19 protein-coding genes and 1 pseudogene are annotated in these 26,757 nt (G+C 50.5%); 8 read left to right on the top strand and 12 right to left on the bottom strand.

The window, feature by feature from the left end; genetic code table 11:
* The first annotated feature begins 89 nt into the window (after positions 1-89).
* From JQR90_RS24635 to JQR90_RS24625, 3 genes are all read left to right on the top strand, one after another.
* The gene (locus JQR90_RS24635; protein ID WP_434141353.1) at positions 90-1,901 is read left to right on the top strand and encodes a phosphoadenosine phosphosulfate reductase family protein; all 1,812 of its coding nucleotides are present in this window, start codon (positions 90-92) and stop codon (positions 1,899-1,901) included.
* Between the two features lie 202 nt (positions 1,902-2,103).
* A complete protein-coding gene (locus tag JQR90_RS24630; RefSeq protein WP_073450601.1) occupies positions 2,104-2,403 on the top strand; it encodes a hypothetical protein in 300 nt (99 codons plus the stop codon).
* 28 nt (positions 2,404-2,431) lie between these two features.
* The gene (locus JQR90_RS24625; RefSeq protein WP_150345756.1) at positions 2,432-2,728 is read left to right on the top strand and encodes a hypothetical protein; all 297 of its coding nucleotides are present in this window, start codon (positions 2,432-2,434) and stop codon (positions 2,726-2,728) included.
* Between the two features lie 89 nt (positions 2,729-2,817).
* On the opposite strand, the gene JQR90_RS24620 is transcribed toward JQR90_RS24625, so the two are convergent.
* The 12 genes from JQR90_RS24620 to JQR90_RS24565 all read right to left on the bottom strand — a co-directional run bounded on the left by JQR90_RS24620 (position 2,818) and on the right by JQR90_RS24565 (position 18,044).
* Positions 2,818-3,672: a DsbA family protein gene (locus JQR90_RS24620; protein ID WP_434141356.1), complete on the bottom strand. Its 855-nt coding sequence runs from the start codon at positions 3,670-3,672 to the stop codon at positions 2,818-2,820.
* 458 nt (positions 3,673-4,130) lie between these two features.
* Positions 4,131-4,607: a hypothetical protein gene (locus tag JQR90_RS24615; protein WP_434141358.1), complete on the bottom strand. Its 477-nt coding sequence runs from the start codon at positions 4,605-4,607 to the stop codon at positions 4,131-4,133.
* 139 nt (positions 4,608-4,746) lie between these two features.
* Positions 4,747-5,178: a hypothetical protein gene (locus JQR90_RS24610; protein WP_434141360.1), complete on the bottom strand. Its 432-nt coding sequence runs from the start codon at positions 5,176-5,178 to the stop codon at positions 4,747-4,749.
* A gap of 20 nt (positions 5,179-5,198) precedes the next feature.
* A complete protein-coding gene (gene mobI, locus JQR90_RS24605; RefSeq protein ID WP_073450636.1) occupies positions 5,199-5,741 on the bottom strand; it encodes a conjugative transfer protein MobI(A/C) in 543 nt (180 codons plus the stop codon).
* Between the two features lie 680 nt (positions 5,742-6,421).
* A complete protein-coding gene (locus tag JQR90_RS24600) occupies positions 6,422-7,060 on the bottom strand; it encodes a FlhC family transcriptional regulator (protein WP_196122482.1) in 639 nt (212 codons plus the stop codon).
* A 582-nt stretch (positions 7,061-7,642) separates the two neighbouring features.
* Entirely contained in the window at positions 7,643-8,188 is a 546-nt protein-coding gene (locus tag JQR90_RS24595; RefSeq protein WP_196122484.1) for a transglycosylase SLT domain-containing protein, read from the bottom strand.
* Positions 8,189-9,333: 1,145 nt separating this feature from the next.
* Positions 9,334-13,032: a conjugal transfer protein TraG N-terminal domain-containing protein gene (locus JQR90_RS24590; protein ID WP_434141363.1), complete on the bottom strand. Its 3,699-nt coding sequence runs from the start codon at positions 13,030-13,032 to the stop codon at positions 9,334-9,336.
* Positions 13,032-14,477: a conjugal transfer protein TraH gene (locus tag JQR90_RS24585; protein ID WP_073450610.1), complete on the bottom strand. Its 1,446-nt coding sequence runs from the start codon at positions 14,475-14,477 to the stop codon at positions 13,032-13,034. Before JQR90_RS24585 ends, JQR90_RS24590 begins: the two co-directional genes overlap by 1 nt.
* Positions 14,474-15,475: a conjugal transfer protein TraF gene (gene traF, locus JQR90_RS24580; protein ID WP_125890035.1), complete on the bottom strand. Its 1,002-nt coding sequence runs from the start codon at positions 15,473-15,475 to the stop codon at positions 14,474-14,476. Before traF ends, JQR90_RS24585 begins: the two co-directional genes overlap by 4 nt.
* Positions 15,476-15,818: 343 nt before the next feature.
* Positions 15,819-16,133, bottom strand: coding sequence for a hypothetical protein (locus tag JQR90_RS24575; RefSeq protein WP_434141366.1), 315 nt, complete (start codon positions 16,131-16,133; stop codon positions 15,819-15,821).
* Positions 16,134-16,143: 10 nt separating this feature from the next.
* Positions 16,144-17,646, bottom strand: coding sequence for a 3'-5' exonuclease (locus tag JQR90_RS24570; protein WP_434141368.1), 1,503 nt, complete (start codon positions 17,644-17,646; stop codon positions 16,144-16,146).
* A gap of 89 nt (positions 17,647-17,735) precedes the next feature.
* On the bottom strand, positions 17,736-18,044 hold the full coding sequence (locus tag JQR90_RS24565; RefSeq protein WP_434141370.1) for a DUF5440 family protein: 309 nt from the start codon (positions 18,042-18,044) through the stop codon (positions 17,736-17,738).
* A gap of 1,033 nt (positions 18,045-19,077) precedes the next feature.
* On the opposite strand from JQR90_RS24565, the gene JQR90_RS24560 reads away from it, so the two are divergent.
* The 5 genes and pseudogenes from JQR90_RS24560 to JQR90_RS24540 all read left to right on the top strand — a co-directional run bounded on the left by JQR90_RS24560 (position 19,078) and on the right by JQR90_RS24540 (position 26,333).
* The gene (locus JQR90_RS24560) at positions 19,078-20,496 is read left to right on the top strand and encodes a hypothetical protein (RefSeq protein WP_434141372.1); all 1,419 of its coding nucleotides are present in this window, start codon (positions 19,078-19,080) and stop codon (positions 20,494-20,496) included.
* A 9-nt stretch (positions 20,497-20,505) separates the two neighbouring features.
* On the top strand, positions 20,506-21,459 hold the full coding sequence (locus JQR90_RS24555) for a phosphoribosyltransferase-like protein (RefSeq protein ID WP_434141374.1): 954 nt from the start codon (positions 20,506-20,508) through the stop codon (positions 21,457-21,459).
* Positions 21,460-21,474: 15 nt separating this feature from the next.
* A complete protein-coding gene (locus JQR90_RS24550) occupies positions 21,475-23,496 on the top strand; it encodes an ORC-CDC6 family AAA ATPase (protein ID WP_434141376.1) in 2,022 nt (673 codons plus the stop codon).
* On the top strand, positions 23,496-24,443 hold the full coding sequence (locus JQR90_RS24545) for a hypothetical protein (protein WP_434141378.1): 948 nt from the start codon (positions 23,496-23,498) through the stop codon (positions 24,441-24,443). Before JQR90_RS24550 ends, JQR90_RS24545 begins: the two co-directional genes overlap by 1 nt.
* 548 nt (positions 24,444-24,991) lie before the next feature.
* Positions 24,992-26,333, top strand: a pseudogene (locus JQR90_RS24540) (transposase).
* The last annotated feature ends 424 nt before the right edge of the window (positions 26,334-26,757 follow it).

Here is a 26,757-nt window from a genome sequence, read left to right as displayed (position 1 = left end):
TTCGTAGCCATATTTCTTGGCCTGAGTGGACTTGCATCAGCGGATTTGTAGGGCAAGGTGGAGTTATCGGACACGGCCAGGAGCCCGCGATGACTGCCTTCCAACCTACACAAGACGCCTTTGACTTCCCTCAAAGTGAGGTAGCAATCCAGCTGCCCGAGCGCTCGCTGGAGCAGAAGATCGAGGGGGCTGTGCAGGCCATCACCGTGCTGATCGAGCAGGGCTGGCATCCAGTCGTGGCATGGAGTGGCGGCAAGGACTCAAGCGTCACGCTGAACCTTACGCTGACCGCGTTGATCCGGCTCAAGGAGGCTGGCGCCACCCTCCCGACCTTGCATGTCTGCCACAGCGACACGCTGGTCGAGAACCCCGTGATCAAGACCTTCAACCGCTCACAGGTCTCGCAGATCCGCGCCTACGCCAAGGCCCAGCGCATCGCCGTCAAGGTATGGCTGGCCACGCCCAGCCTAAGCAATGACTATCTGGTCTCCGTAATTGGCGGTCGCACCATCCTGTCCGTCGGCAACAACACCAAGTGCCAGCAGATGATGAAAAGCAGCGTGCTGACCCGCGCCAAGGCGCACATCAAGCGCCAGATCCGGCAGGAAGGCATGGCTAGTCAGGGAATGCTGTCCATCATCGGAACCCGCCGTGAGGAAAGCGCCGAGCGCGCACGTAGAATGGCCGAGCGAAACGAAGACGCCATTGCTCCGGTAAACCTTGCGGCCAGCGAGGGCGGTGAAAACTGGGTGCTGTCCCCTATCGCCGACTTCACTACCGACGACATCTTTGCCTATCTGGGCCAGGTGCGCTCAGGGCAGATCCGCTGCTACGACAATTTTGATGCGCTGGTCGAGGTGTATAGGGATTTGAACGGCGGTGATTGCATGGTTCTTTCGTACTTGAGCGGAGCCGATGCACGCCGCCGTCCCGGTTGTGGCGCCAGAACGGGCTGCTGGACGTGCCTGCGTGTTACCAGCGATGCCTCAGCCGAAAACATGATTGCCAAGCAAGGCGGCCAGTACAGCTGGCTCAAGCCGCTCCATGACCTGCGCTCGTACATGAAGGCCCGCCACTTTGATCCCTCTGCCCGTTGCTGGCTGAGCCGGCAGGTAGACGAGCGTACCGGCCGCATCAAGATCAGTCCCAATGCCTACAGCCCTGCGTATACGCTTGAGCTCCTGCGCCTGATCCTAACCATCCAAATTCAGGAAGAGGAAAGCGCGCGCCAGCTGGGTATCAAACCACGCTTCACAGTTCTTTCCATGCGCCAGATCGTGGCTATCGACATGTTGTGGGGCCGCTATGGCTATCACGAGCCGTTTATGGCGTTGCGGACCTATCTGGAGATCTACGAGCAGGACGCGCGCTATCCGCTACCCGATATCTCGAACCTGCCCACATGGACCGAGAAGGATGTCGCCTTTCGCGCCGAGGCCGTCCTGTGCGACGAGTTCTACGGGTCTTGGTACGATGGGCTACGCAACCTTGACCATGCGGTGGCTGGCGCTGAATCGCTCACCGTGACGCGCCAGGGTAAGCCTGTGACTGATGTCGTGACTACCGACGAGTTCGCCATCGACGAGGAAGGCCTTGAGCTGTTCCTGTCCCTTGAGCTTGACCACGCCCTGAACCGCGTCTCGCTCGACGCTGCGCCCTCGTCAGCCGTTCACTATCTGTTAGGACTCGGCACCGTATCGTTAAGCAAGGGCGGGCATGCCGAATGGTCGCGCATGCTCAGGCTCAGCAACCAGATCTGGCGATTTGATCTGATAGCGGTCCTGCACGACCCGCTGGCGCTGATCGAGCGGCTTAATCTGTTGAGCCAGAAAAAAGGGGACGTACCGATGGCGGCTAAATGCGCTGACAAACATGGCCAGCTGGATCTGTTTACGTGTTGAGGGCATGAGGAAGGTGTGTGGGCCGTGGCGAAATTGCGACAGGAGGCAGACACAAAGCCCGCAAATGATGGCCTATTACCATTATTTCGTTGCGGGTACTTGCATAATGGAAAAGTCGTGGGAAAAAAGAAGGTGCGCCAATCAGAGATGCGCATCCTATACATCCTCGACATCAAGGATGTTAAGACCTAAAGGAGTCCACATGAGCGCCTCGAAATATCCGTTTGACGTCATATCGATCCCCGTTATCGACATACATCATCTCGACGAAGCTACCGCTGTCCGTTTGGAAAGCGAAGGCGACGACAATCCATGGTGCCGTTGTGCACTGTGCAAGGACGGAATTATTCTGGAGCTGGGTGACATGGAGCTGGATGACGAGAGCATCCCGCAATGTCTGCTGGATCTCAGGCGCTGGAGCCAGGACAAGCAGATCTCCATGTGGGTGATGCTTGAAGCATTGGGCGAACCACTGGACGATCTGCCCGTGTACAGTTGGTAAATCCATTAACTTGGGAGCGAGTACCCACATGGCCAGCCGTGAATTGCAGGAGCTTCGCGCCAAGTGGGCGGCTGATGCTGCTACAGCTGAAGAGGTGGCTCGCTGCCTTGAGCTTGAACGTCGGGCCGAGGTTGCAGGCAATATCCGTTTCATACTTGGCTTTGCGGCTGTGCTTGCTACAGCACTCGGCCTTATCGGCCTGGTGGTCTCCAATGTCTATCCTGTCGAAGGCTCTTTGGTGACCTGGCAGAACGCCGGGTTTACTGGCGGCCTGCTGGGTCTGATTGCAGGGACATATGTCGTGATCAGGGGCGCGCAGTCGTAACGGCGCTTCCCTCACCTTCCAAGCGTGCGGATACAAAAAAGCCGACTGCGTTGGATGCGGTCGGCTCGACGTCAGCTAATAGGGGCTTACTAGCTGGCGCCATTGGCTAGAGGTTGTGCGATTGCGCCGGTAGCCTTTGGATCCTTGCCCCCCTCCTCGTCCTGCATCTGCAGACGACGCATCACCGACAGGAAGGCTTCCATGGGCTGTGCGCCGCCCAACAGGATGCGCTGCCCAGTCTTGTTATCCACGACAAAGGTGGCTGGCGTGCCATTGGCGCCGTTGCTCTTGGCCAGTGCCACCGACTGCTGGAGCTTGTCCATGTGCCGGCGCTCGGTCATGCACTGCTTGAAGGCACCTGAATTAGCGCCCAGACGAGTCGCCAGGCCATTGAGGTCCACCTCCTGCCCGGGCTGCTTGTACAGCTGATCCAGCATCACCCAGAACGCCTGATTGCCCTTTACCTCGGAGACACACTCCAGGGCATGGGCCTGCACCTGTGAGGTGGATGAGAGGATGGGCATGTTCTTGTATTCCCAGTTCACCGTACCACCCGAGGCGTCCACGATCTGCTTGGGCGTTTCATGAAAGCGCTTGCAGTAGCCACACTGGGTATCGGCGAACTCTACCAGCGTAAAGCGAGCCTTGGTGCTGCCATAGATGTGCTGGCCTGCCTTGCGCCCTTCCAGGCTGTCAGACGCCGCCTGATAGCCTTCAAACATCTGCTGGCGCGCCTGATCGGCTTCACGGGTACGGATATCCGCCAGGGTGGTCTCGATCGACGCCTGCAAGCGCTCGGGCGAGGTGGCTGACTGTACGGTTTGCGCCAGTTCATCCATTCTCTTTTGCGTCTGATGAGACTGATAAAATATACCGCCCGCAACTGTTGCGCACGTTACAGCAAGCGCAATGACTACAAGTTTGTTCGAATTCTTGTCACTCATTTTAAAACTCCCGTTTTAATATATAGTGGCGCCTTGATGTAACTTTGCTACATATTAATAATTATAGTGGCACTTTGAGCTTTAATTGCCTTTAAGATCTAGCCTAACCATATTCTTACAATATGTAACAAAACGTGTCCGTTAATTAATGTTTGAGAAACGTATCGCAAATAGTGGGCAGTATGTCAGCGAGCAGAATTAAATAAAGTGCCATTACATAACCGGCCACTCCCGTCCCTAAAGCGCCTGTTATGGAAGTTGCAACGGCTTTTGTACAGCAGACCGGTAATGGCTCTCCAAATAACCTTCCCTGAAAGAAACCCCATCCTCCCATAACAAATGCGTTACTCAATAAACAGACAATGAATAATTTGCCCAGTGACTGATTAACGCCAAGACAATAAACCGTACCACAGGCAAATGCCGTTGAGGTAAACATTAGCAAGGTCATGGATAATCTATTGGGATATCGCATGGCTATCTCCCTTGAAAGAACAGCCAGAAGAGTCTGGAAAAGAAACAATATTGGTTTTGAATCCCTTGCGGACAGGAATAGCAACCAACCAGCCATTTGGCATGAGTTCGATCAGAGATTGGAAAACTGCTCCGTCCAGGTAGTCCACAGGATGGCCGGTCATGTCGGATAGAGGACGAGTCAATACATGCCTTGGCTTGAGTTCGATGATATCAGGGCAACGGCTGGCTAGATGGGATTGAACAAATGAGAACGGGGGAAACTTGCTTGAAAGATGTCCTGAGTAGACACACAGAAGTGCAATCCGGGCAGTATCATCTGCACCATACTTGTCATGACCGTTAAAGTAGGAAACCAACTCTCTTAACTCATCAATCGACATTGAAAGCAATAGCTGGTTTATGACCGATCTTTTACGAGTAGGTAATGCTTCAAGTAACTGAATGGCTGACATGTGCATACGAAATCCCCTATGAAAGAAAACCTACTTTCATAGTACAGGGAAATTTCAGGATGCAAGTCCAGCGAGCAGGCTGGAAAAATAATTGGCGTAAAACTGGACTAATCCGATGTTTGTCCTATTTCAGAAAAGAACGGTTTCAGATATTGATCTGCATTCTAGCCAGCCGACCATTTGTCATACTGTCCAAATCCCAAAAGTCGAGCCCAAAATCCGTATCTATTGCTTCGCCAATATAACGAAAGTCTGACTCGCGGTTTTTGGCAAAAACGCCATGCGGAACCTCTTCATCCTCAAATAACCACTTGCGTAGATTAAAGTCGATAACCAGTTGATCATTGGGGTGCTGAAGATAAGCACAGACGCCAGGCGAGAGTTCTATCCAGTAATGCGGAACAATAATATGACCTGCGCTAACTCTGATGCACTGCCCGCGCATAAGTCTATAAGACACACTGGCACGCTTAAGTAAATAAGCTGTGCAGGCAGAAAAGCCATCGCAGTCAAGATCTTTGATGTACTCAAGGTCGCACAGTTGTAATTCCAGTAGTTGAGCCTGATTGCTGTACATAGTATTCACCGAAAACAAAGCTACTCGTTATTTGAATAGGCATCCGTAATATTCTTGAATCGTGAGAGCCTGCTCCTTATTTCAGTAATGAGCGACTGTCTCTGTCTGAACTTTGCATAATCATTCTCGGTATCTTCCACATTTTCCTTCTCCCAGGGGTAGGCATTAGAAAGCGCAGCATTGCTGTATCGAAATTTATGCCGTGGCTTGGAAATATGTTTGGCGGTAAATACTCGCTTTCCTCCCGCCTTGGGTTTGAGCAGATAAGTACTGTGGTACCAGACAATTGCAAGCGTGTTCTTGATAAGCCGAACTCTACTACCAAGGCGCGGATACTGTTTGTTCTCTTCCTGCCCTTCTCTTGCTTTCTCCCAGAAATACTCACAGGTCTCCTTTGCTTGAAGCGCATTCAAGTAGGTCAAACGCTCCACATGGCGCTCCAGCACCGCAAGGGTCTGCTCAGTCAACTCAAGCAGCGTTGCAGCATCCATCCCTGAGGTGGCCAGAGACTCCTTGGCTTCAAGGAGCTGGCTCAGTTTCTCGTTTGTAATCTGATCTGTCATGTTTCTGGTCTCCAGCATCCACCCTTTCATGCTTGTAGAGGGCTAACCGATAAGGTCAATCCTGCGGCTAGAAAATCAGCACGCTCGTGTAATCGTATATCGCCTACTAACCAACGCCGCAAGTGAGAAAAAAAGCATAAGCATTTAACATGGTTTATTCATTTGGTAATTCAACGTCTAAAAATGAGGACTTCTATCCTTGGCACGATTTTCAGTTGTGAGTTGAATTACCAATACTATAAGGATGAATTGAGTAGTTTTACCAGTTCATCCGCGCTACAGATGTAAATTACCAATATGATATTGGCAATGGTCAGTCCATCTACAAAAATGCCATACACGCAATAGAGAACAGGGGTTTTACCAATACTATGGGTAGTTTATGGAGTGGTTACCATGTCTACTCCCGGTCTTGATCATGAGGAAAACACCAGCTTTTGGCGACAGGTAGTGACCAGGTTGATCGAACACGCCGAGCAATCTGAAGGGCGCAAATGGTGATGTGCGATTTGAAGCCCAGGAAAGGTTGTCCGAGAGGGGCTTTAAGCGCCTGCAGATGCCACAGGAGGGCTTTTCGGATGCAACCCGCTACCTACCTAGCGGAAATAGTGTGAGCAGGTCAAACGGCAAAAAAAAGGGGAGCTATCAAGGCTCCCCCTCATTTGCAAGGTAATCAGAACCTAGAAAGAGGCCTGCCCTGCCTCATGTTGCGAATAGATTGATCTCTTCATGCCTGACCACATAGGTGTTCGCTCATCCATGACGTTTCCATGCATCCCGACAAGGCTGATCGCGTTAGGGCAGCCACCGATAGTACCCTTGTAGAATTCGGCATGAGGTGTACCGCAACGTGAGCAAATCTCAAGAGAGATCTCTCGGCGCTGATAAGCTGATGCCAGCGAATATACCTCACTGATCGTGAGCGGCTTTATAGTTCTTTCAATAAATCTATTTTGCTGTTTAAGGTCCGCAAGGAAAATATAATAGGCCTGAATCAGCAGATCGATATCAACCACTCCATGTTCCTTACCACACATAACTACATATATATGTAAAAACAAGGAAGCTATCTTTCTTTGTGTTGTATTCTTGACAATCGTCGGAACACTACGGCCCAGGCGATCACGCCGCTCTTCTTTTTGCAATGTCATTTCTTTGCGTAGCTTACGCAATGTCTTGACACTTATTTGTGTCTCTAGCTCTATCACCTGAGTGTTGAAGTTGTGGCGTAGCATCTTCCTGGCAGTCTCAAGTCGATAACTAGCCTCAACACTCTGATAGATCACAACTACCTTTTTTCCCTTGTCTTTGTCGGTCATGTTAGAGTTCCACGGCTGAGTTTAAGCACTGAAGTTGAATTCGGCTCAACGCCTCAATAAAATAATCCGTAACACCAATCCCATTTACAATTTGTGGGTCGAACCTCAGTAATAACTTTCCTGAGGAGGTGTTGCACACTAAATATCTCAGCTGGGTTTCAGAGATATTTATTAGGAATTCGATCTCCTGAGTTGACAGGCCATAACGTAATCGTGCAACACCAGCTCCGTATTTGTGTGTACAGAGTTTAGCCTGCATAAAGTATCGATACGCGAATTCCTGAATTTGCGTTAGCTCACCATTGCCTTTAGTTGTCATTGACTTGAGACAAGATCGGGCTTCGTTTTGATTGATAGTTCCGCGGAAATGCAGAACTATGGAATCAGAAAGATTCATTATCGTTTGAAACGAAAGCTCGCTTAAACGAGAAATCTCACGACTATGAAATTTAAAGGCCCTTAGATTCTCTAGGCTGCCAGATGTAGCACTCTGATGTATATAAGACCAGATTTGCTGATTCAAATCCGCAACGTCTTTACAGCTTCCATCTCTGATGCTCAATTCGTTGGTATTGAAAGCGCTCATTCTTCGCAAACCCCACCTATAACGTATGAGATGTTCTTGCATATAGCCAGAACTCTTGCTCCGTAGTTTCTGGCTAATGCTTCTTCCTTAATATTGTGATATCGGCCAATACCTAGTTCCAGATCCCCAGGCGCAGACTTTATCCGCTCACTCAATATAGACGCACCCATTCTCAGCCCGTTTTCAGGACTTAATAATGCTTTTGGATCTTTAATACGGTCGGAATTCCAGTACAAATTAACCTGCATTATTCCAACATCAACTGACCGCGCACTTCTCAAAAGCTCAGTCAGAATGTTCTCCGCCTCAGCCAACGTTTTGGCGTAATAGGCCTTGGTTGCAGTGCGCAAGGTATAAGGCCATGGGCTTATACCTTTATCAGATGAATAAGCTGACTCAGCAAGTGCAACTGAATAAAGTAGGTTTACCGGCAACCCATGTTCTCTTGCTATTTCACCAAACAGCGAATTATCAAGGTCAGCATGGGCTTTATTTACGGATAGCGCTCCGAGGGCGAAAGCCAGTAATGCAATCTTTTTCATGTTTCCCCGCCTGCTAAGTCTTAGCTTGGTCTGAACTACCTATCCATTTTCCACAAAAATTCCATTATGCAAGTGTCACATTCAGAATGACGCTAAAATCTTTCGCAGCGGAGAATTACCGGCTTCTTGTCCGAATATTGCGCAGATTGGTTTCTTGTAATCAATACCTTTGGACAAACGGCCAAAGGCTGACTTGAGCAAGAAAAAAGAAGAACATGAGATATGCCCTTGAGCAACTCGATATAGCGGAGAGTTGAGCCAGGCAATCACAAGAATAGAAGGCAAACAGTCGTTAGAACATTTGCTTGAATCAAAAGCTGGTAGAGACTACGAGCTGGGTGTTGCTATAAATGTGTTTCTAAAGGGCTGCTTCTTTAAAGAGGCCAGCTACCTCGGAAATGAAATGTAGTCTATGTTTTGGGGTAAGGGCAACCGCCTTTGCATTTTTTTTCACAGGATCTTTCAACCACTGGATTTCGGTTCTTAACAGGTACCCACTATGGCCACATCACCTAGCGCTACACTTACCCCAAAGACGCCACGAGTGTTTAGGGGCGTCCTGTATGCAAACCTGGTGTATCTGTTGATACTCGCAGGAGCCCTCGCCCTACAAAGCGCAGTAGGTAAACCTGTAATAGCTGCTGGTCTGCTTCTCGCCGTATTCCTGATTTTTTTGCCAGCAAGCATCATGATAGGAGCCGGCGTTAGAGCTGCCTATGCGACCAGGTCGGGAAAGATCCTTTTTCTTACCATTACCGTGCTGTTGAGCGTTCTCCTTGCACAGGACATGATTCCTGATGAAGCGCTCCGGTTAATTGCGTGGTGCTGGATTGGGGTTGGCCAGCCTGTGATGCTGCTTGGCCTCATGGCGCGGGTTATGTCTGCGCGGAAGGCTGCCCGAAACTCTTTACTTTCTACTAGCACTCACATAGCTAGTAGCGCAATAGCTCTTAAAGCTACACCCACTGAACAAGGTGGCCATGCTTGTTACGCCTCTGAATGTTTACAAAAGCAGTTGGACGACGTTTATGACAAGCATGTGAAATTTGCTCATGACTGGGTTCTTTATGAGGCAGGTCACTCACATACACCGCCTACTCTTTGATGCATGAAAAAAGCCCGCTATTGCGGGCTTTTATTTTCCATTAATCTTTATCAACTATATCCTTGCCATCGATCACAGCGGCTATACGACTTCCATATTGAAGCTCACTGCGCTCGAGCTCAGGGTTTCGAGCGGCGAACTCAATATGCTCATACGCTTTTTCCATCCCCATACGCTTGCTCTGTTGTTCCTCTGCAGGCATGTCGGCAAAGCTCTTGTATCCTAGTCGCTGAGCTGTTTTCTCAAGGTCCTCATTGATAAACGCTTGCCGAGAGTCATCGATATGTACGGCGTCAGCTACATCAACGGCTAGTCCAGTAAAGAACGAGATTCCATTTGCTGGTATATCTGCAACCTGCTTGGCTACCGTCCGAACTTGGTTATCTGACGTGAATTGCGATCCATAAAACTTAGCCATCGCTTCGGTTTGACCGAGACGTAAACCCTCTTCCCGCTTACGTTCAGCCATCTGCTCGCCTGAGCGTGCAAGAGATTCTTGAGAGACTCTTTCGCTCTTGCCCTGCATTGCAGCAGACATTTGTCCAAAATAGACGGCCGATGCCTGCTCGTTGGTCATGTTTTCAGTCACCTCATCGCCCAGGAAACCTCCCACTACAGCTCCCATGACAGATCTGAGCGCACCAGAGACAGGTCCATCGCTTACTTCGAACCTTGAAAGATCCTCACCTCGCTCGCTGGCCGCTTTGAATTCAGCCAGTTTCTCGTCATCCCAGCCAGAAATCTTCCTCGTAAACTCGGCTGCTTTCTCGTATCCCCAGCTTTGGGCTCCAGCGACCGAAGCGCCTACACTCGTTGAAAGCAACGCGCCTTCAGCGGTCTGACCCAGCCCAGCATTGCTGAACGCATTAGATCCTTTGGGTGCATTTATGACGGAATCAAAGACGCTATTGATCTGATCGGTCTGGACTTTCGTGCCCCAGGCAGAACCTTGCGCCTCTGTTTTTTGACTTGCGCGCTCAAAAGCTTCACCTACTGGGCCATTACTCGACATGTTCTGCATAACAGGGGGAACATGTGCGGATGTCGAAGATCCACGCTGAACGTCATCTCTGTTTACCGCACGAGGTGCTTGGATGTTTTCCGCCTCGTCCCTGACGCCTTGAGCGATATTCGCAGACTTGTCTTCTAGATCGGAATTACGGCTGTATGACGCTTCTGGAGAACTCTGCATATTTCTTCCCAGCGCCTTACCAATCACGTCTCCTACTACACCAACAGAGTCGTAGTACTTGCCTTCATCCTTGAAGTTGTTTCTCTCCCCCATTACTGCAATGGCTGCGGCTACGAAAGCCTTTTTCTCATCCATACGATACGGGTTGTCCATATCGGTATAGCTGTTCTTGAGCTCATTGATGTGGCGCTTAACGTCCCTGTCCGCGTAGTCACGAACAAAACTATGCAGGGATCCGAAGGCATCCTTGTTGTTCGCAACCGTATTGGAAATATCGTTAAGCGTGAGGCCCGTTGTTGAGGCAAAGCTCTGTGAAAGAGAGGACGTCCTAGCGTAATCCCGACTGGCATCTATTGACTCCGACGCTAAGCTCTGTAACTGGCTGGCTCGCTCCTCGCCCAGGATATTGGAAAGCGTTTTGGTGTTCATGCTCCTGATATCATGAGCAAGGGAGTCGCTTAGTGTTGCGCCTTGCGTCTGCGAAAAACCTGCATTTTGCAGGTACTTCATGCCTTCAGCTTCGTTGTACTTAACCGAGTTGGAGTCAGTATCAATTTGCTGACCTGTTATTACAACATTGCCTCCAACATTGCCTCCCTCTGACTTTGTACGCTCATCCTCGTTACTTTGCTTATTAGGCCTCCCTCCTTTAGAAAAGGCCACATTCATGCCAGCTTGCCCACCAAGAGTCATAGTAATCGAGCCAGCAACGGCACTTAGATGTTCTGATCCCAGTCCGTGGTCCCTTATATAACTATTGGCAGCACTCATGATGGCCTGAGATGACTGATCCTCGCGGGTACTGATTTGCCGCCCGAACTGCTCGGCTAACGCGTAGGTTTGCTGTTGCGATACGTTGTCCGTTAGCGAGTTTGAAAGTGTCCGAGAGAACTGCTCGCGCTTGCCTTCTGCAAAGCGTTCAGACGATGAAGCGGCACTTACGAGTATTGAGTTGAAGCTGAAGTTCGGAAGCAGGCTGTCGGCGCCGGTTCCTGCGGTCCCACCTACGTTCGTGTTGCTGTTCATGGCCAGGTTATTCAGGGCCGGGCCATTGCTGACCGCATCCGGCGTCGTAATCTTCTCGTTGATATGGTCTGCACCATTCATGCGCTGCGCCAGTGATGCCCAGGCATAGGTCGACCCGGTAACCAGCATCAATGTCAGCACAGGTGTGGCTGCGGCCAGCATCCCTCCGGTGGCCAGCCAGTTGGCCAGGATCTCATCTGACCGGTAGAGCCCGTAAAAGGAATCAAGGGCAACTGCAACACCACTTGTAGCCCCTGCATCGGCGGCCAGCTCCGCACTTGCTGCCATATAGAGATACAGATTGATTATCGCCAGCACCGGCATCCACAGCTGTATCCAGATCAGCATCTGAATATATTTGCCTACCAGCTTGATGCCAAACGCACCCATGACGATCAAAAAGCCCATCAATGGGGTAACGGCGTAAACAAACCCTTCTATCAGCGCCAGCATGGGTCTGACTGTACTGAGGAACATCGTCTGCTCTGAGGCCCACTGGGTGTTTCGCTGCTGTATGGCCTGGCTGACCATGGCCGCACTGGAGAAGTCTCGCATATCCGTATAGCGACCTTGCGCGGCTTCGGCATACACCGTATCCAGCACAGAGGCCATCACATACTTCTGGGCTTCTACGGCCGCCGCACCTGCCGTAGAAAGTGCACTGACGCCCGTCTGAATACGGGTATAGAGATCATCATCTTCAAAGAGCTTTATGCCCGCGGACTCCGCAATGGCATTCTTGACAGTAGGCGTCGAAAAGGCCTCGCTGGTACGTGCAACCAGCAGCGTATAGGCATCCGAACAGGTCATATTGGTCCCATATGGATTGCTGGTGTCCATATAGAGCAGAGTACGGTGAATGGATGAACGAAACTGCAGGGCTTCGATCATCGAGTGATTCATCATCGTATCGAGTGATACCCGATGCAGGTCGATGTTCTTGAGGCTGCATTCCTTTATGTAGTTGTACCAGGAGCGACGGAAATCGATCGATCCCCCCGCTGTACCGTTTTGCAGGTTGCTCATCGATCCATCGCCCAGGGCCACATTGATGGCCTGAAACACCTTGGGCTCGCCCGCGCGCCGGCGAACATCATTGAGGATCTTCAGCGCATCGGCGAACTGGGTTTCAGTGATGCCGGGTACCACCGGTGCATAGCCCTGCTCAAACAGCCGTGTCAGCCCGTAGCCTACGCTCGATAGCATCGACCCCACCGCCGCAACACCAACAGGTACGTTATCCACGGGCCTGACGGCGCCGGTATAGGCATCCTCAATAACGACGGTCGCGCGGGGTACAAACATGCACATGTAAAGGATGAGACACACAACAATCTGCGAGATATCGACGCCCCCCTTGCCGCCTCCGGTCAGGAGCTGCCACGCCGTCAGTAACACGCCCAGTAACATGCCAATGGCTACTGCATCCCGAAAGCTGTCCTCACCGGTAATCATGGCAACGGCATTAAGCACCTGCTCCAGAAAGGCACTTTCCCCAATCGAATAGATATCGAATTCCATTACTTCATCCCCCCGCCAGTCTTGGTGAGCTGCGCTTCAAGCATGTAGCGATTCTTTTCCACGACTTCCTGATTGGCTGTTGCCTTGGCCACTATGTCGCTCAGGTTGCCGTACTGGCCGCGGAGGGACTGTGCCTCTGAGTCAAGTGTCCTGAGCGATTCGCTCAGCCGCTGGTGCGCAAGGTTGGCGTAGGAATTCTGGCTCGTCGCCAGGGCTGCCTGAGAGGCCGTGATCATCTGCCGGGCCGTTCTTTCCAGCATGCCAAGTGCCATGGCCCCGGATACATCACTCACAAAGCTACGCGCAGCTTCAGGGCTGCTGACCGCCATGCGGTTGATCAGGCCGCCAGTAATGCCAATGCTGGCCGACACTGCCTGCTCCTGCGTCGTAGCCGTTACCCCTTCACCGCCCAGGCCATATTTCTGGATCAAGCCGATAGAGGTTGAGTCATTACCCAGGAAAGCCTCATTGATCTTGGTTCTTAGTCCGGTCAGCGTTACCGTCTTGGTAGGGCTGTTACCATCCATGGCGCAATTATCGACGTCCGAGCCGCAGTCATAGACCTTGACGGTCCCACCTTCGATAAGGTCTTGCAGGGTGACCAGATTACCGGGCAGGGTCTTGGCAATATTGGAGTCGTCATCGCTTCCCTCCCCTACGATTACTGTGCCGGTCATGGACATGAAAGCTTCAAGCAGCGCCTGATCAAGCGATCCGCCACTCCCGCCACTGCCACTTGAGGCCGTGGAAAACCAGAGGTCGACCCGATTGTTCTTGAGTTCCTTCCAGACGATATTGCCCATCTTTTTACGGTACTCGTCCGGATTGGCTTGCTTGAGCGAGGCGCGTGCACTGGTGCCATCAGATTCACTAAGCGAAGCAAAGAAATCCGTCATTGTTCCGGTAATGGTGGCGCTGGTACGGACATCGTTATCCATCTTGTAGCCCATGGCCCCAACCGAGTCGTTGACCACGCCTTGTGCCAGCTGGCAGGAGTTGCCCATCATCTGGTTCAGGCTTTGTATGCGGGCCTGCAACTCTGACAGGAGTTCTGCACCGTCAGGGAACACATTTGAGAGCGCAAGCTGGAAGGCGTAGCCGGTGGCATTGGCCGCAACGCTGCGCAAGAGCTGCACGAACTGATCAGCATTGATAAAGGAGAACGATCCACCAAAGAGATCTACCCCACCACACCCTGCCTTCCAGCTCGGAATCTCAAGGTTGGCAAAGTTGACGTTCATCGTGGGGTTCTTGGAGATAAACCGCCCTCCTGCAATCGCACCCCGATTTTGCGTTTCAAACACGCCAGGATCCGTGGCATTGCTCATCGAATTGAAGAGATTGTCCATCTGGTCCTGCAGCCCGCCGGCTTGAGCTGCGCATGGCAGGAGAGAGGCAAGCGAGATCGACAGGGCCAGCGCTGCTGGTGAGAACCATTTATTCATGGGAGTTCTCCTTCGCCCGCATGGGCGCTACCGAGGGATTGATCAATGTGCTGAAGCAATTCAGCCGGTGGGATAAAGCCGTTCTCATCACCCTCGACGAGGCCCGCCGGAAGCAGCTCACTGAGGTTGTCATCAAGGTTGCGCAAGGGCCGAGTGCGGTTAAGAGCGCGCTGGTCGATCCATCCCTTACTCGCCGCTGCCAGCGTGATACGTTGCTCGATCTCGCCAAGTGCGAGCGCTCCTTGAGCAATGGGGGCAAACTGGCCGTTTGGGTGGGCCAGATAGATGGCAGGCAGACGCTGCACCCCTAGCAACTTGGCATGCCCCTTGTCTGGCTTGAAGGTTGGGAAGGGACTGCCAGGCAGATCCTTGCCATCCACAGAGATAGGCGTAACCGTGAATCGGCTTTCCAGCATGCGCACCACAGGGACCTGCGCCTGGCACAGGTCGCAGTCAGAGGCATAGAAGTAGAAGACGCCCACACTTTTTGCCAGCTCGCCGAGGACCTGCGCCTTGGCTTCTCCAGCCTGCTTGTCCAGTGCCTGAGCCGCGTAGGTCGCATTGGGCCTGCGAGCGGTCTCATCCAGAAAGGGATCGCCTTGCACCGCCAACTGAGTGACGTCCGCGAACTGCGAACTCCGGTCCATGGCGTAGCGCTGGAGCATCATGAAGGCTCGTACATTCTCAACCGTCGGGTTATCCCAGGCGGCGTCCTTGTACTTGGGCAGATTCTTTCTGAACCACTCAGCACTAAAGGCTTGTGGCGGTGCCGGGGTAGCCTGTGCTGGCGCCTCGGTTATGGTCTGTACCGTTTGAGATTGAGGTTCAGGGGGCGGAGGCGCTGGTGCTTCTTCTGGTGGCTCAGGAGGGTCTTCGTAAAAGAACCAGCCACGCTGCTTTTGTGACCAAAAAGAATGAGGATCGGTGGTGTCGGCCGGAGCGTTGGAAGCAACCACACTGGCCAGCAAAAGAACAGGAACAAAGGCGTGTCGTTTCATGGCGTGCGCATCGTAGTGGCGGTATGTCGATACTACGATGCAAGAGCACTACCCTATCGGCGTACTGCCTACCCGCGCGGGTAGGGAGTAGCAAGATTGGGTATAAATAATTGGGTTGACGGCCCCAAGACGCACGTTTCGAGATGTGCGCTATTATCCCAATGCTCAGATGCGCCTGAGCTTCTCGCCGTTAAGAAACAGGCAAAGGGCTTCGTCGTGCTTGCCCCATATGGCTATGGGTATCACGTCTGACCGCTGGGCCAGTTCACGCGCATAACTGTAAGCCTCTATCCAACCTGCAAAGGTAGGTCAGAAGGTTTGGCATTGAGATAGTGTCCTACTTTCAGCACGACTTACCTCCCTGCTGCCAGGTGCGATCAAAACTGAGCATGCGGGACAGCAGCATCACACCTGACATGGCCACGCCAGCAATAGCGTAGCCAATCCAGCTTCCTGAGGTCTCACTATCCAGATACAGCCCAAAGATCAGATAAGAAAACGTACAGCTAAAGAACACTGATGCCACTAACGCCGCTACCCGGCGTCCCGTCTGGGTAGCCGCCAGCTTCGCTAACACTACGCCTATCAGCACAGCACCTGTGATCAAGCTTAAGCAAAATGCAGCAAGGTACAAGTCTGCAACGGTGATATCAGGCATACCCACCTCATCAAGCGCTCAGTGATTTTGAACGGTACAGGTCTGTCAGGCGAAAACCGGTCTTGACCAGTTTTACCAGATTCAAAAGTGTAGGCGTGATCACCAGCAGCTTCTTGGCCCGCGTCAGCGCCACGTATTGCAGGTTCACCTCCCCTAGCATCTCCTGCATGGGAATCTCATCATCTGTGAGGTCAGGAAAGTCGTCGCACAGATAAACCTGATCCCACTCCAGGCCTTTGCTCTTGTGAGCCGTGGTTATGACCATTTGCGCCTGCTGTCCACCCTTCACGAGCTGGCTTTTGAGAATGGCAAGGTTGTCAGGAAGATTGGCGTAACTGTCCACGACCTTCACCGCTCGCAGCATCTCAACGTCACGGGCTTCCTGCGCCACTATCTGGTAAGCGGTGTAATCCGGATAGTCTTCAAGCAGGCGCTTGTTCTGGATGTTTTGCGGCTCGTCCTTTGAAAGCCAGTACACATCCAGGATGCCCTTGAAATCGTAGGCATCGTACCCGCCGACTAACTCAATGCTCATGCCACGAGAAGAGAAGAACAGTGCAGCTTCAATTACGCCCATTACCGTACGCGCAATAAAGGCAAAGGGCGGCTTGGAATCGCTTAGCTTGAACTCGGACGAGACCACAATGCGGTCCTCTCCTCCCAGACCTACCAGTGGAACATCCTCCCCCTTGTAGCGCAGGAGCACATTGGCCATGGCCGCGACATTGGGACCAAAGCGAAAGCTGTTGGTTAGCCGCAGCTGCTCGGCGGCGTGCAGCTGGGGATGGCTCAGGGCATCAATAGCGCCCCGGAACTGATAGATCTGCTGATGCTCATCGCCTACGGTAATGACACGCGCCTTGGTCTGGCTGAACACAATATCGGTGGTCAGCTCGTTGCTGTCCTGGCCTTCATCAAACAGGATCACGCTGTACTGGGCGGAAAGGTCAGGACGGGAGAGCTGGTACTGCTTCAGATACACATCGTGCACCGCAATCTGCTTGCTGTACGGGTCCTGCATCGCATCCCACAGCGCTTCGGCCACCTTGATTGCAGCGCTGGCCAGCCGCGGATCGTCCTTCTTTTTTGACTTTTTCGACTTCATCTCTTGTGCACGCCGGTAGTGCGCCTGCGTAATGAATTGATCAGCGCTGTTCATGAAACAGGAAACGGTAGCAATGGCGGCGGCAGCGACTTGATAGTTACACTCAAAGTCTCGGGCCACCTCGACGGGGCGCAGATTCCCCTTGAGCTTGTGCTGGAGTGTTTTCCCGTAGCCGGTAAAGGCCATCTGGTGCGTGGTCTTGCATGTGACGTTACGGGGAAACTTCTTGGTAGCTTCATCACGAATGGCCCTGTTATAGGCCAGATAAAGCATCTGCTCACTGGGATTGGCCCTGGCAAAGGCTACCAGTGTCGACGTCTTGCCAGTACCAGCATAGGCTCGGACCACCAATTTTTTGGCCTTGGAGGCAATGATGGGTTCCTGCTCGTGAGTGGGCGTGAAGGCCATGAGGAGTCCTTGAATAGTGATGCCAAGTGCTACCAGCGTCTCACAGGTCTTCCGGGATGCAAGTCAGAAGCCTCAAACAATGGCCAGTATCAGGAGTTTTTCTTGCGAGGCAGACTAAAACGAGAGGGAGGCGGCGCATCGCTGTAGAAGATACCTGTCTTTAAGTGCATGGCGACCAGTCGAGGCTCCAAGCTCACGATAATGCGTGGTCCGGATTCAGGGATATCCCCTTCCTTGATCTCCCTGTCTGCAAGCATGGAATGATCAAGTCGGTACTCCTTCCGCGAATCCAGATCGAGCAATATCCATTTCTTGTTTCCAGACACACCCTCAAAACTCAGCACCTCACAACTGGAGCGGATTCCCGAAGGAAGAGGAGGAAGGGATTGGTAGTTCATGGTTGTAGCACCCTGCTGTTGAGTTCACTGCCAGCTTAACCAACTTTTTGTAGGCAAACCTTGTGGTTGATACCCGCGCAGGTATCAACCACAGCGAATGATCTCAATTTTCTACGCGTAGCAGAGATAGAACACGCCAGACCGTAGAGGGCCAAATCTATCACTGTCGAACGGATCAAAGCGCTGAGACATCTAATAGAAAGGCGTACGGAAATGGTGAGTAATGTGATTCGAGCGAGCTAGGAGCGTTGGAACATTACCCCATGGGACTTAGACCAACATCTCTTAGAGCATTTGACACTCAGCAAAAAATTCGTCATGACGAAGTCTCTCTAGTAGCCGTAGCTGAGTGCATTTATGTTGGGAGCAAGAATTAGATAAACCACATGGGTTGGCTAATCACCTCACCACCGAGCAGACCCGACAGCCGCCACATGTTGCACTAGACGGCAGGCAGCCAAGGGCTCTATCTCAGATAGTGAGCTAGGGCCCTCGCCCGGCGGCTGCATACCAACATCCGCACAAAAGAAACGCAGAAGATGATCTGGATAATCGCTACCGATACAAAAGCGCAGATCATTAGAATTCGATGTCATAGACCATTTTTATCTCGTTGCTGATCAAAGGCTGACAGCTATCCCTAGATTCAGTACTTTTTCTTTGGCTAGGCATTTGGACTCAAACAAGATTGCCCCATCGCCTCACGTGCGTAAGGGTGCGGCCGAGCTGCTTTTTTCCATTTACATGAATGTCAGTAAGCGCTGAATCTGCTGCGTCTTCTAGGCTGGAACTCCTGTTTTCATGCCCAAGTTGAGGGTCTGATGCCCTGCCCACTGCCCGATGAAGATCTCTTTTGGTACATGTATAGGCAGAACCCCGCCGGAGGCGTCAGATCAGGTAGACTTAGCAGCATTGAGAGCTACGGCTTCTCGAGCTATGGAGGTGTGGCGGCACATCGTACCCTTCTTAGAAGCCGATGGGTATCGGATCTGATACCTAATGCTAGTGAACAAAATTTGCGGGGGCACGACGTGTGGGTACGTTTGAAACGACTATTAGGTCATTGAATGATGTATCTGCTGCGTCAGAAAAATCTGAAATGGCTGAAGTTGATACTTCATTAATATATAAGCATCTTAAAGACGAATTCCAAGCCAAAGAGCTACCCGTGGAGGTTGATTTCAGGCAACTGGTGGACTGGGTAAAGCTTGGAGATCAACAGACGCATCAAATTCATCCATATCCCGCTAAGCTTCTTCCAAACATTGCCAACTTTTTCGTTCGAGCAACGTCATTGATGCCGCATGAGAAAAAGGTACTGGATCCGTTTTGCGGGTCCGGAACAGTTGCTCTAGAGTCCTCTTTGGCTGGTGCAACATCCTATGTAGCAGACGCAAATCCGCTAGCGCTATTAATCACCAAAGTCAAAACCACCTCCTACGACCCGCTCGAACTTGTGGATGAGCTTAATCGAATCATCTCAAGGGCAAAAAGGTATAGAAAAGCCCCAGATATTGCCATTGTTAATGCGCGTCACTGGTATTCCGAAAGTCAAAAGAAGAAGTTAGATATCTTACTTCGCTCAGTTATGGAAGTGGAAGACGAAAGCCTAAGGGACTTTTTTAGAGTGTGTTTCTCTGTCGTAGCCAGAAGACTGAGCTATGCTGACCAAGCGATATCTGTGCCCGTTAAACTTAAAACTAAAGATAGATTTAGCGTACTAGTAAATCAACGAATTCAAGATCGTATAAGCTGGGTTGAAACCACATCAGCTTTAGAAGAATATAGGCGAGTCTGCGTTACAAACATTGAGAGAACGGCACTAGCAAATCAAACAAATCCGAAACGACAAAGCGCGATCGTTGTAAGTGATGATGCACGAAACCTCACTAACTCATGCTTAGCAAGTACAGAATCTACTGGCTCCAAAGGCGTGCCATTAATCATCACGTCGCCTCCCTATGGCAGCGCGCAGAAATACATAAGAGCTAGTAGTCTATCCCTAAACTGGCTAGGCTTTGTAAGCCCTACTCAACTTACTACTCTAGAGGATAAGTCAATAGGTAGGGAACACGCCCCGCAGCATAGGCGAATAAATCTAGAGGAAAGCGCGCTCCCTAAAGATTATGACGACGTATTGTTAGCGATCAGAAAAGTTAATGAAACGCGTTACATAATCACTAAGCAATACCTACTAGAGCTGAAGCACTCGCTTCGAGAAATGGCAAAAGTTACTTGCCAGGGCGGCCACGTAGTATTAGTTCTTGGGAATAATCAAGTCTGCAATCAAGTTTTAAGAAACGACCAATTTGCTATAGATGTAATGAGAGACGCCGGAATGAAGCTTGAGCTGAGCCTTATTGATCACATCAAATCTCGGGGACTTATGACTAAGCGAAACAGGACCGCCTCAGTCATTTCACGCGAAAGCGTATTAGTCTTTTCAAGGTAGAGTATTCATATGCATCGAGCAGCCTGTGAGGCAAAGTTAAGAACTCTGGTCAATCACGCTTGGGACAAGGAGGTCTCTTGGGAGGAAATCGAGGGTTGGCTAGCTAACTTGAACGGCTCCTTACTTGAGGCTGATGAAGAGCAGCTCTACGGGCTATTTGCGCTCTCACGATTTATGTACTTCGGTAAACGGCTAATGCGAGAGATGTTAAAGTCCCTCTATAGGGACCACTTTGAATCTCCCTTACGGCAACGGATACGTAGAAATTTTGGCGGCACCCTTGATGTATCTTTGATAGATAAGTCGTATGAGCAGGAGCTTAATGCAACTCGCTTCATTGGGGTGGGAAACCCGTCTGAGAGTGGAGCACATCTTCTCTACTACTTCCGACAAGTCAACTACCTTTCCAAAGATTTATTTATTGACTTAGCTGGTGCCTTCACTCCATTGACGGATAGAGATTCGGGCCGCCTAGTAATGCGCGCTAGAGATATGAAAGTTTCGCGAATAGTTTTCTTTGACGACATTGTTGGCTCAGGAACCCAGATAAGCCAGTATCTAGGCGGATATTTGCAAAGCATCCGAGAATCCAACCCAGGCATTGAAGTTAGATTTATGTCTTTATTCGCCACCGACCATGGCCTAGAAAAACTAAATGATGCGAGATTGTTCGATGGACATGCAATGAGCCTTTTTGAGCTTGATGAGACATATAAAGCATTTCACGATTCCTCCCGATATTTCTCAAACCCCCCGGACTGGTTTGATAAAGACCGAATGCGAGACATCACTGCTTGGTATGGTTCAAAGCTTTGGCCAAGACATCCTTTTGGTTATAAAGACGGACAGCTTCTAATTGGATTCTCTCATAACACGCCCGATAATGTACCACCAATTTTCTGGGCTGAGGGGAAAGACATTCAATGGTCGCCGGCCTTCATTCGCTATCACAAGAAATATTGACTGGATGATTTTGGAATGATACCAGAGAATCCCTTCGCCTTATTTAAAGCATCTGACTATACAGATGAGCAGATTAACTCTCTATGGGTTGAGTTAGGCTCTTCACAAATAATAAGTCAAATTATCGAGCCTAAATCCGGAAGCTCAAAATTCATTTTGGGTGGAAAAGGAACAGGTAAAACCCATCTTCTTAGATATTATTCATATCCCGTTGTGCGTCTAAGAACACCAAACGAAAGCGGTATTGATATTATTCGAAAGCATAACTTTCTAGCGGTGTTTCTTCGGGCAACTGCCTTCGATGCTGCTCGCTTTGAGGCTACAGCTGAAACAATCCCAATGTGGCAACAATTATTCGGAATATATTTTGAGCTACGCCTAGCGGAGAGCGTGCTAGATGCGCTGTGTGATATAAGAGAAACTTCTCCCAGAGAGACTTTTTTAGATAACGATTTCATAACTGAGCTCAAACGATCAATTACTGATGAATCAATCAATAGTTGTCTTTCTGTTGAGGACCTTCGCAGTTGGGTAATTTCGCAAAGACGAGCTATTGATGACGCCGTTAACAATGCTGCGTTTACTGGAAAACTGGATGTAAAGGCACCTTTCTCTATAGGCTCGCTATCGCTTCCCCTTGGGCGGGCGGCCCGAAAATGGCACGACTCCCTTAATAAAATACCACTCATATATCTAATCGATGAGGTAGAAAATTTTTCATTCAGTCAACAACAAGTGATTAATACACTAATTCGATATGGTGAGGGATTAGCTACCTTTCGAGTTACCGGCCGCCGATACGCAGTTAAAACACATACGACACTCGCAAATGGCGAAGAAAACAGGGAAAACTCTGAATTCAGAACTACATTTCTTGACGATATATTACTTAAGGAACACTCTAAATTCTCCGAGTTTGCTCACAACTTTGTGATCAAACGATTACAGTCCGCTGGTTTTAAATTAGAGCCAAACGATGCTAAGCGCGAAGTATTTAATCCGAAATTTTGTTTTGAAGATATATCGACCGGCGAGCTTTACAATTCAGCCATAGAAACTTTGAACCTAGCATCTGCAGAGCAAAATTTCAAAAAAAACTTTATTGATGCCGCAACTCCTTCGACCTCAAGCGAAGATGACTTGATCGCTGCCAGCGAGCTCTGGCGGATTCTAACCGATGACTTACCGCTAATAATAAAGAAGCTCAACATACTTCTCTTTCTCAAAAAGATGAAGAAAACCTATAACTCATTAGAGTTTGCTAAGAGTATCCGCGAAGACGCCGTAACTTTTATCCAAAACCGCGAAGCTGCCAAAGAGTATTACGCTACAGCTTATGGCCACTATGCGAATGACCTCTTCGCTCAATTATGTCGTGAATCAGAGACTCCAGGCGAAGTTCCATATTCAGGCTTTGATAACTTCGTCAAAATGGCCTCAGGCAATCCAAGAAGTTTATTGACAGTATTGGGTAAAGCTTATGAGATTGCGGCATTCAAAGGCTTGGACTTTATCAACGGCGCGCCACTTCCTGTTTCAATGCAGACGGAGGCAGCTCACGAAGCGGCAAGGTTCATGTACGAATCTGATACGAACTTCGGAAGCGAGTCTGATTTGGCTCGCACAGCCACAACAAGACTTGCAACTGTATTGCGGACGGCGCGTTACGCTTTAAATATTCCTGAGGTATCGCCGCTTGCTGTTAGCTTTTCAGATGCAGACTTAACAGCTCAGGCAAAAAAAGTTTTACAGAGCGCCTTAAACTATTCTTTTGTCTTTGAAATATCTGACGGACGCCCTGACCGAAATAGCCAGAAAGTAAATCGGAAGATCCAGCTTAACCCCTTGCTGTCCCCAAAGTGGGGACTGCCGTTAGGCAGACGTGGCGACCTGAGTCTGAACCGAGAGCTACTAAGCTGTATTCTAGATACTGATCATAAAAGTGATTTCGACTTACTTCTGCGGAGTTTAAATACCAAGTGGAACTCTTTTATCAAACCACGCGTTAACGACCAGCAACAAGGCGAGCTTTTTTGATGACTGACTATTCATTATTTTATCGACGCCCTATTCGGACTGACAGAATCTCGTACGAAGTCCCAGAGTTTGACATATTTATCTCGGCTTACAATAACAGCGATCGCGTTAATGAAGTATTTCGAGAAATACGTGCAGTTAAAAAGATTTGGTTGATCCATCCTGAATATGGATACACGCCTATTGAGCAGCCCGAAGGTGACCTCAAGGTCTGCCCTAACCAGACAGATGAGATCAGCCAGGTCAACTGTTTGCTTGCAGATCTTGGGAATCTACAAGGCAAAACAGTAGGTATAGACATTACCGGCTTTATGCGACATGTATTAGTTTTTTTAATCGCAAAATTTGCACACATAGGTGTGCGCAATTTTATCACCTTATATTCAGAACCCGTTTCTTATCTCAAGCAGGAAGATACTACATTTAGCACTTCCACCTCGGGTTTCCCGAGGCCTGTGCGTGGCATGGCTGGCAGTACTAACTCGCAGTCCCAGGATTGTTTAATTCTTGGCGTTGGCTATGATCATAAATTAATCAGCGAAGTTGTTGACCATAAAGAAAACTCAATTGTATTTCCTGTTTTCTCATTTCCATCCTTAAGCCCAGACATGTATCAGCAAAGTGCTGTCAGATCATCCGAAGGGGGAGCAGCAGCGCTCGGAAACACTTGGATATCTAACAGGCGATTCGCACCTGCTAATGATCCTTTTTCCACAGCTGGGATAATTAGCGAGTTAGTCTATGATATAGACCGCCAAGGCTCAAACGCTAACATTTATATTTCACCCCTTTCTACGAAAGTGCAAGCTCTAGGTTTCGCCTTGTACTGGCAATTAGAAGGGCGGCTCCGAGGAGCGGTAACCATGCTGCTGCCTGAGTGCAGAACGTATTCCAGAGAGACTACTCGTGGTCTTAAGCGACTCTGGATGTATACAGTAGAGCTGTGAGTGGCTTGGACTTAATATCAAAGGAATCTGATCTTACTATTTTACTACGTTCTGTCTGAAATATCGATCTGCTAGCTGTCCTTTCTTTTTCGTGTGGAGACCTGAGATGACGGGCCGTTATGAGTTGGATGATCGATCATGGACATTGATTTGCGATCTGCTTTCTCACAAGCAGCAGCGGGCACGGCGCCGTAAAGATGATCGCTTTAGGATAGAGCCCATCATTCCGCTACGTTAGATACATCGCCGCCCGAGGATAGGCATGGCCTGCCCAGACTATCTGACCGGCCTGCCTATCGTAAGCGCAATGTTATCGAGCGGCTCTTTAGTCGTTTTGAAGAGCATCGACGGATGGGGCCCCCGTTTCGAGAAGCTCACCAGCAGCTTTGAAGCTATGATTTCTCTAGCTCGCTTACGGATCTGCTTCAGAAAATCTTTTTCAAACAGCTCCTAGTGAGAGACCGCTTTTGGCCGATCCTTTTGAAAAAGTAGCCCCCTTGTCTGGCCGGCGGCAAAATTTCTGCATTGGCTAGCGGGAAGCACGCAGTATCATGGGACAGTTAACGGGAGGACAGCAGCGCCTGTTCTACTCATTCAATCTGAAAGATCACACTTCGGCCCAGCACCTCCTACGCAGCATAGACCAGTGCCTAGATCTCAGTGACCCGCGCGCCTACTTGGCGGATTTCTATAGCCCCATCGGACGTCATTTGATTGATCCGTCATTAATTGTGCGCATGCTGGTCGTCGGTTACTGCTATGGCATCCGTTCCGAGCGGCGATTGTGCGAAGAGGTGCATCTGAACTTGGCCTATCGCTAGTTCTGTCGGCTCGATTTGGAAGACGAATTACCCAATCATTCGACCTTCTCGAAGAATCGTCATGGCCGTTTCCAAGACAGCGATCTGTTTCGCTGGTTATTCAATGAAGTGCTGCGACGCTGCATGGCGGCCGGTCTGGTCAAGAGAGCAGGTTTCGCCGTCAACGGCGGCATCATCAAGATGGACGCCAGCCGATAACGTGGGTGGCCGGCATGGAGCAACAAAACTCAGCAGCCGTGCGCGAGTATCTCGAAGCCGTTGATGACGTGAAGGTCCTCCCTAGAAAGTCTCGCTCACTGATCTTCAGTCTCGTTGGACTGCTGCTCCAGGCGGCCCAGCCTACTTTGCCTACTCCACGAATTACCTGATCGATACTGAGTACGGCGTGATCATTGATGTGGAAGCGAGCCCGGCACACCGTACCGCCGAAGTTAATTCAACTAAAACAGTGGTCGAGCGTGTCGAGGCGCAGTTCGACCTCACGCCGGAACGTCTTATCGGCGATACCGCCTATAGCACTGCCCCGATGCTGGCTTGGATGGTTGAAGAAAAGGACATCGAGCCGCATGTGCCGGTATGGGACAAAACGGAGCGCAAGAACGACAGCTTCTCTAGCAACGACTTTCATTGGAGTCAGGAGGCCAACGAATACCGCTGCCCAACCGGCAAACCGCTACGCAGTGAATGGCGCGCCTTCACTGAGAAAAGATCGCGGGTGACCAAGGCTAACACCATCATCTACCGCTCTAGCCAAACCGACTGCGCCACATGTCCGCTGAAAGCGAAGTGCTGCCCTAACACACCGAACCGGAAAATCGTCCGCAGCATCCATGAGGCTGCCCGCGACATGGCCCGACGCATCGCCAAGATACCGGAGTACCTCGTCTCACGCTTCGAACGAAAGAAAGTGGAGATGCTTTTCGCCCACCTCAAACGGATCATGAGGCTCGACCGTTTGCGACTGCGTGGTCTGACGGGAGCGACTGACGAGTTCACCTTGGCTGCGACTGTGCAGAACCTGCGACGCATGGCCAAGCTTTCGCCTCAAGGGCCATCGATCACGGGATAGCTACGCCTGCTGCAAGCAGAAACCCTCCAATTAACCCTCAAACCTGAGCAAGGAAGCTCAGTGAAACGCCGAAAGGCAACTTGAAGTGGCTTGCTAGGCACTTCGACAGCAGGAACACCTGACCGGCAGGCTGCCGCTGAACCTACTTTTCAACAGAATCGGCCAGAAGCGGGCATTGGCAGTGAGGCAATTCCATCGCAGCTCTTCTCTTGCCTGTACGGGCATGAGCTCCCTCGCTCGGGGACTTGGTACCGGTGATGAAACATAGTTGAGGCGGCCCCTGAGGCCGTCGCTGTCATTTTTGGAGCAACCATTTCAACACTGACCTGTGAGAACGCTCATTGGCCCTGAACAACTAGGATTACCTGCCTAAAGCTCACTGCTAGGGTTGGGGTTTTCGGCCATTGAAAAAAGTTACCCTAGT

The organism is Pseudomonas sp. JZ114, assembly GCF_051027705.1.
Taxonomy (GTDB): domain Bacteria; phylum Pseudomonadota; class Gammaproteobacteria; order Pseudomonadales; family Pseudomonadaceae; genus Chryseomonas; species Chryseomonas luteola.
This window is presented reverse-complemented; position numbering and strand designations above follow the sequence as displayed.

Excerpts from the sequence above, each read along its gene's own strand:
- JQR90_RS24595 (WP_196122484.1), bottom strand. The coding sequence starts at position 8,188 with ATGAAAAAGATTGCATTACTGGCTTTCGCCCTCGGAGCGCTATCCGTA.
- mobI (WP_073450636.1), bottom strand. The coding sequence starts at position 5,741 with ATGACAGATCAGATTACAAACGAGAAACTGAGCCAGCTCCTTGAAGCC.
- JQR90_RS24635 (WP_434141353.1), top strand. The coding sequence starts at position 90 with ATGACTGCCTTCCAACCTACACAAGACGCCTTTGACTTCCCTCAAAGT.
- JQR90_RS24600 (WP_196122482.1), bottom strand. The coding sequence starts at position 7,060 with ATGACCGACAAAGACAAGGGAAAAAAGGTAGTTGTGATCTATCAGAGT.
- JQR90_RS24585 (WP_073450610.1), bottom strand. The coding sequence starts at position 14,477 with ATGAATAAATGGTTCTCACCAGCAGCGCTGGCCCTGTCGATCTCGCTT.
- JQR90_RS24575 (WP_434141366.1), bottom strand. The coding sequence starts at position 16,133 with ATGCCTGATATCACCGTTGCAGACTTGTACCTTGCTGCATTTTGCTTA.
- JQR90_RS24620 (WP_434141356.1), bottom strand. The coding sequence starts at position 3,672 with ATGAGTGACAAGAATTCGAACAAACTTGTAGTCATTGCGCTTGCTGTA.
- JQR90_RS24545 (WP_434141378.1), top strand. The coding sequence starts at position 23,496 with ATGACTGACTATTCATTATTTTATCGACGCCCTATTCGGACTGACAGA.
- JQR90_RS24550 (WP_434141376.1), top strand. The coding sequence starts at position 21,475 with ATGATACCAGAGAATCCCTTCGCCTTATTTAAAGCATCTGACTATACA.
- JQR90_RS24630 (WP_073450601.1), top strand. The coding sequence starts at position 2,104 with ATGAGCGCCTCGAAATATCCGTTTGACGTCATATCGATCCCCGTTATC.
- JQR90_RS24625 (WP_150345756.1), top strand. The coding sequence starts at position 2,432 with ATGGCCAGCCGTGAATTGCAGGAGCTTCGCGCCAAGTGGGCGGCTGAT.
- JQR90_RS24570 (WP_434141368.1), bottom strand. The coding sequence starts at position 17,646 with ATGGCCTTCACGCCCACTCACGAGCAGGAACCCATCATTGCCTCCAAG.
- JQR90_RS24565 (WP_434141370.1), bottom strand. The coding sequence starts at position 18,044 with ATGAACTACCAATCCCTTCCTCCTCTTCCTTCGGGAATCCGCTCCAGT.
- traF (WP_125890035.1), bottom strand. The coding sequence starts at position 15,475 with ATGAAACGACACGCCTTTGTTCCTGTTCTTTTGCTGGCCAGTGTGGTT.
- JQR90_RS24555 (WP_434141374.1), top strand. The coding sequence starts at position 20,506 with ATGCATCGAGCAGCCTGTGAGGCAAAGTTAAGAACTCTGGTCAATCAC.
- JQR90_RS24615 (WP_434141358.1), bottom strand. The coding sequence starts at position 4,607 with ATGCACATGTCAGCCATTCAGTTACTTGAAGCATTACCTACTCGTAAA.
- JQR90_RS24610 (WP_434141360.1), bottom strand. The coding sequence starts at position 5,178 with ATGTACAGCAATCAGGCTCAACTACTGGAATTACAACTGTGCGACCTT.
- JQR90_RS24590 (WP_434141363.1), bottom strand. The coding sequence starts at position 13,032 with ATGGAATTCGATATCTATTCGATTGGGGAAAGTGCCTTTCTGGAGCAG.